Raw genomic sequence first — 10,699 nt, forward strand, 5'->3', positions numbered from 1 at the left:
ATGTCAGTCCGCTCGGCCGCCCTCGCGGTTCCGGCTGAGGGGGCCGGGCCACCACGCGACGGGCCCCAGGTCCCGCACCAGCGCGGGTACCAGCAGGGACCGCACCACCAGGGTGTCGAGCAGTACTCCGAAGGCGACGATGAAGGCGATCTGGACGAGAAAGGCCAGCGGGATGACGCCGAGCGCCGCGAAGGTGGCCGCCAGCACCACACCGGCCGAGGTGATGACACCTCCCGTCGCCACCAGTCCGCGCAGCACGCCCTGGCGCACCCCGTGGCGCAGCGACTCCTCGCGGACCCGGGACATGAGGAAGATGTTGTAGTCCACGCCGAGGGCCACCAGGAACACGAAGCCGTACAGGGGGACGGAGGCGTCGGTGCCGGTGAAGCCGAAGCCGTGCCGGAAGACGAGGGCGGAGACGCCCAGCGTGGCGAGGAAGTTGAGGGCGACCGTGGCCACCAGCAGGACCGGCATCAGCAGGGAGCGGAGCAGCCCGGTCAGGATGAGCAGGATGATGGCGAGCACCACGGGGACGATGAGGGTGCGGTCGCGCTCGGCGGTGTTCTGGGTGTCGTACTGCTGCGCGGTGTAGCCGCCGACCAGCGCTTCCGCGCCGGGCACGGCGTGGACCGCCTCGCGCAGGCGCGCGACGGTGTCCTTGGCCGCGTCGCTGTCCGCGGGGGCCCGCAGCGTGACGTCGAGGCGCGCCCTGCCGTCGACGACCTGGGGGTCTCCCCCGCCGGGCCGTCCGGTGGCGGTCACCGGCACGGCCGAGACGACGCCCTCGGTGCCGCGCGCCGCGGCGGTGACCCGCGGGAGGCGGTCCGCGTCGGCGACGACGACGGCCGGGTTGCCGGAGCCGCCAGGGAAGTGCCGGCCCAGGGTCTCCTGGGCGGCGACGGAGGGGGCGTCGTTGACGAAGGTCTCGTCCAGGGGGACCCCGCGCGCGGTGAGCGTCGGCACGAACGCGGCGCAGACGAGCAGCGCGGCCAGCGCGGACGCCCACACCTTCCGGGGTGCGCGGTCCACGAGCGCCGCGACCCGGCGCCAGACGCCGTGTCCGCCTCCCCCGGCCTCGGCGGAACGGGGCCTGGCCGGCCAGTAGGCGGCGGGGCCGAGGAGTACCAGGGCGGCGGGCAGGAAGGTCAGCGTGCTCAGGACGGCGCAGACGATGCCGATGGCGCCGACGGGTCCCAGGGCCCTGTTGTTCGTCAGGTCGCTGAGCAGCAGGGCCAGCAGGCCGAGCGCCACGGTCCCGGCGCTGGCGACGATCGCGCCGCAGGACCGGCGGAGGGCCGCCCCGGCGGCCGCGAACCGGTCGTCGCGGGCGGCGAGTTCCTCGCGGTAGCGCGCGGTCAGCAGCAGGGCGTAGTCGGTGGCGGCGCCGATGACGAGGATGGACAGGATGCCTTGCACCTGGCCGTCGACGCGTACGACGTCGTGGTCGGCGAGGACGTAGACGACGGCGCAGGCGAGGCCGAGCGCGAAGACCGCGCCGACCATGATGACCAGGGGCAGCAGCAGGCTGCGGTAGACGAGCAGCAGGATCACCAGCACGGTCACCAGGGCCACCCCGAGCAGCAGTCCGTCGATGCCGGCGAACGCGTCGGACAGGTCCGCCTGGCTGGCGGCGGGGCCCGCGACCTGGACGGTGGTGCCGGGGACCTGTCCGGCGGCCGCACGGATCCGGTCGAGTGCCGTGGGCAGTTCGTCACCGAGACCGGGTTCGAGCCGGACGACTCCCTGGAGTGCCTCGCCGTCCTCGGAGGGGAGTGCGGGCGACACCTTGCCGACGACGCCCGGCGCGTCGGCGAGGGAGGCCAGGGCGCGGGTGGCCGCGGCGCGCTGGTCCGCCTTCATCCGGGCGCCGTCGGCGGTCCAGACGACGATCGCCGGCAGTGTCTCGCTCTGCCGGAACGCGCGCTGCTCCGCGATGACCTTGGTCGATTCGGCGTTGCGCGGCAGGAAGGCGGCCTGGTCGTTGGTGGCGACATCGCCCAGTTTTCCGGCGTAGGGCCCCAGGGTCGCGCCGATGCCGAGCCAGGCGACGAGCAGGACGAGGGGCAGCAGCCAGCGGGCTCGCCGCGGGGTGAGGGACATCGCTCTCCAGGGATGACGACAGGGCCAGGTATCTCAATGAAAAACAATCTCAATCATTGAGAGATAGTGGGTCCGGATCGTAGCCCACGCTCTTCCCTTCCCGACAAGGCGCCTGCCCGGATGCAGCGGGCAGATGCCTTTCAGCGGCCAGCCGGTTCAGCGGGCTCAGCGGGCTCAGCGGGCGGACGAGCCAACGGCCGTAGAAGGCTCAGCGGCCGGGTGACCGCACGGTGGACAGCTCCTCGTTGAGAGCCGTCAGGAACCGGAGCACCACCGACAGCTCCTCCTCGCCGAAGCGCGAGCGGACCGTCTCGGTGGCCTGCGCGAGCGGCCGGAAATGCGCGCGGGCCACAGACCGGGCGTCCGGGACGTAGTGGACGTGGACGACACGGCGGTCGGCGCTCTCCCGGACCCGGCGGATGTGACCGGCCCGCTCCAGCCGGTCAAGACAGGCGGTCACGGCGCCCGAGGTGAGCCCGAGGTGCTCGCGCAGCCGCCCCGGCGTGAGCGGCTCGGCCGAGTCGAGGATCGCGGCCAGCGCCTGGATGTCGGTGGCGTGCAGGCCGTGCTCGCCGGCGAACCCGTGCACCAGGCGGTTGATCTCACCGTTCATCCGGCGCAGCTGCACGGCGAAGGCACGGAGGTCCGCGGGCGCCGTACCGGTGCGCGCCGGGTCGCCGTCGCGCTCGCGGTCACGCGCGCGGTCGTCACCGCCGTCTCGTCCAGCCACGCGATCAGCCTATAGAAGTCCGCGTTCCCCCACGCGCGCGAAGGCCCCGGCCCCGGACGGAGTACACGCGCGCATCCGTCGGGGCCCTCCGCGTGGAAGAGATCGCGAAGGGGGCCGACGGAAACGGACGACATGGTGAGCGGAGAAGCGATGAGCGCTGACGAGGCCGGCCCCGGCCTGAACTGTCTGGTGACCGGCGCCACGGGCTACATCGGAGGCCGGCTGGTCCCCGAGCTGCTGTCGGCGGGACACCGCGTCCGCTGCCTGGCCCGCTCCCCCGCCAAGCTCCGCGACCATCCCTGGGCGGGCGACGCGGAGGTCGTACGCGGCGACGTCACGGACGCGGAGTCGGTCGGCGAGGCGATGCGCGGCATGGACGTCGCGTACTACCTGGTGCACGCGCTGGGCACCGGGGACGACTTCGAGGACACCGACCGCCGGGCGGCCCGCGTCTTCGGGGAGCAGGCCCGGGCCGCGGGCGTCCGGCGCATCGTCTACCTCGGCGGCCTCACCCCCGAGGGCGTGCCCGAGGAGGAGCTGTCGCCGCACCTCAGGTCCCGCGCCGAGGTGGGCCGCATCCTCCTCGACTCGGGCGTGCCCACCACCGTGCTGCGGGCGGCCGTCATCATCGGCTCCGGCTCCGCGTCGTTCGAGATGCTGCGCTACCTGACGGAGCGGCTGCCGGTGATGGTCACCCCGAGCTGGGTGCACACCCGCATCCAGCCCATAGGGGTACGGGACGTGCTGCGCACCCTCGTCGGCAGCGCGCGGATGCCGGCCGACGTCAGCCGGGCCTTCGACCTCGGCGGCCCCGAAGTGCTCACGTACCTCGACATGATGCGCCGCTACGCCTCGATCGCCGGCCTGCCGCGTCGCCTCATCGTGCCGGTGCCGGTCCTGACCCCGCGGCTCTCCAGCCACTGGGTCGGACTGGTCACCCCGGTGCCCCGGTCGATCGCCCGCCCGCTCACCGAGTCGCTGCGCCACGAAGTGGTGTGCCACGAGCACGACATCGCGCGGTACGTCCCCGACCCGCCCGGGCACCCGATCGGTTTCGACGAGGCGGTGACGCTGGCCCTTCAGCGTGTCCGCGACGCCCAGGTGAGCACGCGGTGGTCGTCGGCGTCCGTGCCCGGCGCCCCCAGCGATCCGCTGCCCACCGACCCCGACTGGGCGGGCGGCAGCCTCTACACGGACCGGCGCGAGCTGACGGTGGACACCTCCCCCGCCGCGCTGTGGCGGGTCATCGAGGGCATCGGCGGGGACAACGGCTGGTACTCCTTCCCGCTGGCCTGGGCGATCCGGGGCTGGCTGGACCGGCTGGTGGGCGGTGTCGGACTGCGCCGTGGCCGCCGCGACGCCGCCCGGCTGCGGGTCGGCGACTCGCTGGACTTCTGGCGCGTCGAGGAGATCGAGCCCGGCCATCTGCTGCGGCTGCGCGCCGAGATGCGGCTGCCGGGCCTTGCCTGGCTCGAGATGTACTCGGAGGTGGGCGACGACGGGCGGACCCGCTACCGGCAGCGGGCGCTGTTCCATCCCCGCGGGTTCCTGGGACACGCCTACTGGTGGAGCGTCTCGCCCTTCCACGCCGTCGTCTTCGGCGGGATGGCCCGCAACATCGCCAAGGCCGCGGCCAGGGACGCCACCGCCGGCGTGCCGGAGCCCGCGCCCTCCCGCGTCCCGTGACCGTCGCGCGCCGGGCCGCCCGCACCCGCGCATCCGCCGGGGGCGCCGCGCCCGAATCAGTCGGTCGCCCCCTCCCCGCCGCCCGCACCGGAGTCGCACCATGAACGTCTCGGTCGTCCTGTTCACCTCCGACCTGCGCCTGAACGACCATCCGCCGCTGCGGGCGGCGCTCGACGGCCCGGCGGAGGTGGTGCCGCTGTTCGTGCGCGACGCGGCCATCGACGCGGCCGGATTCACCGCGCCCAACCGGCTGGCGTTCCTCGCCGACTGCCTGACCGACCTGGACGCCCAGCTGCGCGAGCGGGGCGGCAGGCTCGTCGTGCGCTCGGGCGACGTCGTCGACCAGGTGTGCAAGGTGGTGGCCGAGGCCGAGGCCGACGAGGTCCACATGGCGGCCGGGGTCAGCGCCTACGCGCACCGCAGGGAGGAGCGGCTGCGGGCGGCGCTGGAGGCGGAGGGGTGCCGTCTGCACGTCCACGACACGGTGATCACGGCGGTCGCGCCGGGGGCGGTCACGCCGGTCTCCGCCGACCACTTCTCCGTCTTCACGCCCTATTTCCGGCGGTGGTCCGGACAGCACCTGCGCGACGTCCTCGGCGCGCCCCGGCGGGTCCGGGTGCCCGAGGGCGTCCACTCCGAGCCGCTGCCCTCGCGAGACGCCACGCCGGGCGTCTCCGAGGGGCTGGCCGCCGGGGGCGAGACCGTGGCGCGCAAGCGGCTGGCGGCCTGGCTGCGCGGCGGGCTCGCGGGCTACGAGGACCGCCACGACGACCTGGCCGGGGACGCCACCTCGCGCTTCTCGCCCCACCTGCACTTCGGGACGCTGTCGCCCGTCGAGCTGGTCCACCGCGCCCGCCAAGCGGGCGGACCGGGCTCCGAGGCCTTCGTACGGCAGCTCGCCTGGCGCGACTTCCACCACCAGGTGCTGGCCGCGCGACCGGACGCGGCCACCGCGGACTACCGCACGCGCAACGACCGCTGGCGGTCCGGCACCTCCGCCGAGCGGGACCTGACCGCCTGGAAGGAGGGGCGCACCGGCTACCCGCTGGTCGACGCGGCGATGCGCCAGCTGCGCCACGAGGGCTGGATGCACAACCGCGGCCGGCTGCTGACCGCGAGCTTCCTGACCAAGACGCTGTACGTGGACTGGCGCGTCGGGGCCCGGCACTTCCTGGACCTGCTGGTCGACGGTGACCTCGTCAACAACCAGCTGAACTGGCAGTGGGTCGCGGGCACCGGCACGGACACCCGGCCCAACCGGGTGCTCAACCCGGTGATCCAGGCGAAGCGGTACGACCCCGACGGCTCGTACGTACGGCGCTGGGTGCCCGAGCTCGCGGGGCTCGACGCCTCCGCCGTGCACGAGCCCTGGAAACTCGCGGCCCCCGAGCGCGCCGCCTTCGACTACCCGGGCCCCGTCGTGGAGCTGTCGGAGGGACTCGCCCGCTTCAAGCAGGCCCGCAGCGGCGGCTGAGCGGAGCCCCGGCCGGGGCGGGCCGGTCGGCGCGGCTACCTGCCCAGGTCCCGCAGCACCTCGCGGGCGGCCCGTGCCCCGCTGGCCAGCGCTCCCTGGACGGATCCCGTGGCACGGTGGTCCCCGCACACGTAGCGTCCCGGGGCGACGAGGGCACGGCGGCTGAGCGGCTGCGGGGGCGGCATGGCGGGCAGCGCGTCCGGCACGGTCCGCAGCGTCAGCAGCTGCCAGCCGTCCGTCGGTGTCCCGTACACCTCCGCGAGGGCGGCGCGCACACCGGCCTCCCGGCCCTCGTCGTCGCCGCCGAGGACCGACGTCGCGACCAGCGAGGAGCCGGGCGGCGCGTAGCCCGGGACCACCTCGCTGAGCACACACGTGTTGAGGAACCGGCGGCGGGTGTCGGTGAGCAGCGTCGGTTCGGCGAGCGGCGGGCGCTCCGCCACGTGGTAGTACGTCGTGACGACGCGGTACGGCGGGAGGTCGAGCTCGGGCAGCAGTCCGACGGCGGGGCCGGGCCCGGTGGCGACCACGACGGCGCGCGCGGGGACCTCGTCGCCCGCACCGAGCCGGACTCCCTCGTCGGTGAGGCCGTCCACGGGGGTCTCCAGGCGGACCGTTCCCGAGGGCAGGGCGTCCGCGAGCTGACGGGGCACGGCTCCGATGCCGTGGGCGGGCAGGCAGAGGGTGCCGCGCAGCATGCTGCGCCAGACCAGGTGGAAGACGCGGCTGGAGGTCTCCAGCTCGTCCTCCAGGAAGACGCCGGAGAGGAACGGGCGGAAGAAGCGCTCGACGAACTCCTCGGAGAACCCGGCGGCGGCCAGCGCCGTCCGGGTCGTGCGGTCCTGCCCGCGCTTGAGCAGGCGCACCGGGGCCAGCATGTCCCGGGCCGAGAGGGTGCCGAGGGCGAGCAGGTCGCGGGGGCCCGCGAGCCGTCCGGGCAGCAGGTCGGCGGCCATGCGGGGCGTGCGGGTCGGGTCGGCGAAGCGGAGCCTGCCCTCGTCGGTGTGGACGAGGACTCCGGGGGTGAAGGGCCGCAGACGCAGGTCGCGCACGGACAGCCGCCGGCGGGCCTGCGGGTAGGAGGTGTTGAAGACCTGGAAGCCGCGGTCGACGGTGAAGCCGCCCACGCGGTCGGTGCGCATGCGTCCGCCGACCGCGTCGGACGCCTCCAGGACGCGGACGGTCAGCCCCGAGTCGATGAGGTCCCGGGCGCAGGCGAGGCCGGCGAGACCCGCTCCGACCACCAGCACGTCCGCCGCTGCGCGGGTCCCGGCCATGGCTACCACCCTTCACATTGTGGAGGGCGTCCCGCCGGAACGCCCGCGGGCATCCGCCGTACGCGGTCGCGTACGTGCCGCACCCCGTTCTTCCCGTTGCCCCGGTTCCGCGGATGCATGGATGCCGGGACCCCGGAGGCAGCCGGGCACGGGACGGGACGGTCAGGCGTGTGCTTCCTGGGCGCCGGGGCCGTGGGTGGCGGCCAACGCGGCGAGCGCTTCCCGCAGCCCCGGGGGACGCAGCATCCCCTGGGTCCGGTGGCCCGCCCAGCCGGGGCCGCCGAGCACGACGACCGGCCGTCGGCGCGCGCCCTTGACGCCCCAGCGCGTGCCCGCGACGTGCCGCGCCAGGGGCAGGCTGGCCGTGGACCGCGCCTGGGACCACAGCACGACGGCCGAGGGGCCCAGTCGCCCCACGGCGGCGGTGAGGGCCTCCACGGGGACGGCCGAGCCGAACATCCGGGTGGGCAGGCCGGCCTCGGCGAGTCCGGCGTTGAGTGCCTCCAGGGGCAGCGTGTGCTGTTCACCGGGGACGCAGGCGAGGACGACGGGGCCCGCCCCGGTGTCCACGGTCTTCGGGCCGGCCGGCCAGGTCGCGCGGCGCAGAGCCGTGGACATGTGCCAGGACAGCAGGTGCTCCACCTCCACGTACCGGTCCCCGGAAGACTCCCATTTGCGTCCGACGGCGTGCAGCGTCGGCACCATCACGTCCTCCCAGGTGGCGACCACACCGTGCAGTTCCACCAGGGCCGCCAGCTGCTGCTCCACGGCGGGGGCGTCGAGCCGGACGGCGGCGCGGGCCAGGCCCCGGCACTCCTGCCGGGCGTTGCCGAGGGGCAGGGCGCCGGCCGCGCGCGAGCGGCCGGGGGCGGCGGTCCCGGCGGCCGACGAGGGGCCGGGGGACGACGGGCGGGGCGAGGGCATGAGGGCGCCGGCGGCCTCCTTGGCGGCGCGGGCCGCCTCCGCGGGCGGCACCCCGGACGACGTCAGGCGGCACATCGTCTCCAGCATCGCGACGTCCTGGGGCGTCCAGCGACGGTGGCGTCCGTCCGCACGCACCGCGGGCCCCACGCCGTACCTGCGGTCCCAGGAGCGCAGGGTCGTGGGCGACACCCCGAGCCGGCGGGCCAGGGCGCCGGTGGTGACGCCGGCTTCCGGGGGCGGCGGCTCCGGCAGCCGGCGGGACGGTCCGGTCTCGCTCATGCGTCGACTATACGACGCAGAAACGATGCGAGTTGTCGCCCATCTGTGCGGTTCGGAGCATGAGAGCACCGGAGAAGCGGATTGCGCCCCACCGTGAGGAGTCGTGGTCATGACGGCAACTACGTTGCCCCGAAGGGACCCTGAGGCGGAGACGATCGCCGACACGGCCCTCGTCGAGGGCTTCGTGGCGGGCGACGAGCGGGCCTTGGCCGTCGCCTACCGGCGCTGGGGAGCGCTGGTGCACACGCTCGCCTGGCGTTCCCTGGGCGACACCAGGGAGGCCGAGGACGTCACCCAGCAGGTGTTCCTCGCCGCCTGGCGGGGCCGCGGCGGCTATCGCGCCGACCGCGGTGTCTTCGCCGGCTGGCTGGTCGGCATCACCCGGCGGAAGATCGCCGACGCCCTGTCCGCGCGGGCCCGGCGCAGCGACCTCGTCGCCGCCGCGGGATCCGCCCTGGCCGCCGCGGACCATTCCGCGCAGCATCCCGAGTCCGTCCTCGACCGGGTCCTGCTGCGGCACGAACTGGCGAGACTGCCCGCGCCGCAGCGCCGGGTCCTGCATCTCGCCTTCTACGAGGACCTGACGCAGACGCAGATCGCCCAGCGCACCGGCTGGCCGCTGGGCACCGTCAAGAGCCACGCCCGGCGGGGGCTCCACCAGCTGCGCAGCTGCCTCCAGCAGGAGGTGACGGCCTGGCGGTGACCGGCTCGGAAGACGCACCGGCACCTGTTTCCCGGATGCGGTGACGGCACGGACGCGGCCCACCGGACCCGGCGGTTTCGGGCGTGGACCAATCCGCCGCGGCACCGGCTCCGGATCAATCCCGTAACACTCGCACGCCCTGGAGGACCGTCCCGTGAGAGAAGCCGTGGAGATCGGGAGAAACCCGTACACGGAGCCGAGTCTGCAGGAGCTGATGGGCGAGGTGGCGCGCGGGGACCAGGATGCCTTCGCGTCCGTCTACGACGCCGTGGCGAGTCCCGTGCTGGGCATCGTGCGCGCCGTGCTGCGCGACCGGGCCCAGTCGGAGGAGGTCGCCCAGGAGGTGCTCGTCGAGGTGTGGCGGACGGCCGCCCGCTACCGGCCCGACCGCGGCTCGGTGCTCAACTGGGTGCTGACCCTCGCCCACCAGCGCGCCGTGGACCGGGTGCGCTCGGTCGAGGCCTCGGCCGCGCGCGACCACAAGGCGGCCCTGCTGGAACGCACGCCCGAGTACGACGAGGTGACCGAGCAGGTGGAGGCCCGTCTGGAGCGCGAACAGGTGCGGCGCTGTCTGCGCACCCTGACGGAACTGCAGCGCCAGTCGGTGACGCTGGCGTACTACCGGGGCCTGACGTATCGGGAGGTGGCTGAATTGCTGTCGTTGCCGCTCGGCACGGTCAAGACACGATTGCGCGACGGCCTCATCCGGATGCGCGACTGCCTGGGGGTGGCGGCGTGACCACCGTCGACCTGCACACACTGACCGGCGCGTACGCCCTGCACGCGCTCTCCGAGGACGAGCGCGGCGCCTTCGAGCGGCATGCCGCGGACTGCGAGGCCTGCACGGAAGAGGTCCAGGAACTGACCGAGACGGCCGCGCGGCTGGCTCTCGCCATGTCGGCCGTGCCGCGCCCGGAACTGAGGACCCGCGTGCTGCAACGGATCACGACGGTCCGCCAGGAGGCTCCCGTCACCGTCCCCCTGCCGCGGTCCGCGCGGTCGGCGGCCCGCGCCCGCGGCCTGTCGCGCTGGGCGCTCGCCGCGTGCCTCGCCGCCGCGGCGGCGCTGGGCGGGACGACCGTGTGGCAGCGCGAGCAGGCGCAGGACGCGCGACAGCAGGCGCAGCGGGCCGAGCAGCGTACGGACGCGGTGGCGTCGGTGCTGAGCGCCCCGGACGCGAAGACGCGCAGCGCGCAGCTCGCGGACGGGGCCCGGGGCACGGTCGTCGTCTCCAAGAGCCTCGACGAGGCCGTGTTCATCGCCTCGGGCATGGCCGAGCCGCCGGACGGCAAGGTGTACCAGCTCTGGTTCGACGACGCGGGGACCATGCGGTCCGCCGGGCTGATGGATCCCGGGCGCACGACGGAGGCCGTCCTGATGGAGGGGTCCGTCGACGGGGCGTCCGGGATGGGCATCACCGTCGAACCGGCCGGCGGGTCCGCCGAGCCGACCTCCTCCCCGGTGGCGCTGATGGCGCTGCCGGCCTGAGTACCGGGCCGTCGGGTACGCGGCGGCGGCCGCGTACC

The 10,699-nt window shown here is 74.7% G+C and carries 9 protein-coding genes; 5 read left to right on the forward strand and 4 right to left on the reverse strand.

Annotated features, from left to right (window positions below):
- Nucleotides 1-3 precede the first annotated feature (3 nt).
- Both ACWGIS_RS34065 and ACWGIS_RS34070 read right to left on the reverse strand, forming a co-directional pair.
- Nucleotides 4-2,100, reverse strand: coding sequence for an MMPL family transporter (locus ACWGIS_RS34065; protein ID WP_453366365.1), 2,097 nt, complete (start codon nucleotides 2,098-2,100; stop codon nucleotides 4-6).
- Nucleotides 2,101-2,308: 208 nt separating this feature from the next.
- Nucleotides 2,309-2,830, reverse strand: a complete 522-nt coding sequence (locus ACWGIS_RS34070) for a MarR family winged helix-turn-helix transcriptional regulator (RefSeq protein WP_453366366.1) — start codon at nucleotides 2,828-2,830, stop codon at nucleotides 2,309-2,311.
- A 150-nt stretch (nucleotides 2,831-2,980) separates the two neighbouring features.
- Here ACWGIS_RS34070 and ACWGIS_RS34075 point away from each other — a divergent pair, with 150 nt between their 5' ends.
- Entirely contained in the window at nucleotides 2,981-4,516 is a 1,536-nt protein-coding gene (locus ACWGIS_RS34075) for an SDR family oxidoreductase (RefSeq protein WP_453366367.1), read from the forward strand.
- Between the two features lie 100 nt (nucleotides 4,517-4,616).
- Nucleotides 4,617-5,990 carry a cryptochrome/photolyase family protein gene (locus ACWGIS_RS34080; RefSeq protein ID WP_453366368.1) on the forward strand — a complete coding sequence of 458 codons (1,374 nt, stop codon included), beginning with the start codon at nucleotides 4,617-4,619 and terminating at the stop codon, nucleotides 5,988-5,990.
- A gap of 35 nt (nucleotides 5,991-6,025) precedes the next feature.
- Here the strand turns inward: ACWGIS_RS34080 and ACWGIS_RS34085 are convergent, their stop codons facing one another.
- A complete protein-coding gene (locus ACWGIS_RS34085; protein ID WP_453366369.1) occupies nucleotides 6,026-7,267 on the reverse strand; it encodes an NAD(P)/FAD-dependent oxidoreductase in 1,242 nt (413 codons plus the stop codon).
- 162 nt (nucleotides 7,268-7,429) lie between these two features.
- Nucleotides 7,430-8,470 (reverse strand): MerR family transcriptional regulator, encoded by a 1,041-nt coding sequence (locus ACWGIS_RS34090; RefSeq protein ID WP_453366370.1) that lies wholly within the window; start codon nucleotides 8,468-8,470, stop codon nucleotides 7,430-7,432.
- A gap of 109 nt (nucleotides 8,471-8,579) precedes the next feature.
- Between ACWGIS_RS34090 and ACWGIS_RS34095 the strand changes: the two genes are divergently transcribed.
- The 3 genes from ACWGIS_RS34095 to ACWGIS_RS34105 all read left to right on the forward strand — a co-directional run bounded on the left by ACWGIS_RS34095 (nucleotide 8,580) and on the right by ACWGIS_RS34105 (nucleotide 10,661).
- Nucleotides 8,580-9,173, forward strand: coding sequence for a sigma-70 family RNA polymerase sigma factor (locus ACWGIS_RS34095; protein WP_453366371.1), 594 nt, complete (start codon nucleotides 8,580-8,582; stop codon nucleotides 9,171-9,173).
- Between the two features lie 154 nt (nucleotides 9,174-9,327).
- Nucleotides 9,328-9,912: a sigma-70 family RNA polymerase sigma factor gene (locus ACWGIS_RS34100; RefSeq protein WP_453366372.1), complete on the forward strand. Its 585-nt coding sequence runs from the start codon at nucleotides 9,328-9,330 to the stop codon at nucleotides 9,910-9,912.
- Nucleotides 9,909-10,661 (forward strand): anti-sigma factor, encoded by a 753-nt coding sequence (locus ACWGIS_RS34105; protein WP_453366373.1) that lies wholly within the window; start codon nucleotides 9,909-9,911, stop codon nucleotides 10,659-10,661. The genes ACWGIS_RS34100 and ACWGIS_RS34105 overlap by 4 nt, the downstream gene beginning before the upstream one ends.
- The last annotated feature ends 38 nt before the right edge of the window (nucleotides 10,662-10,699 follow it).

It is taken from the genome of Streptomyces sp. NPDC054842, from assembly GCF_053611025.1.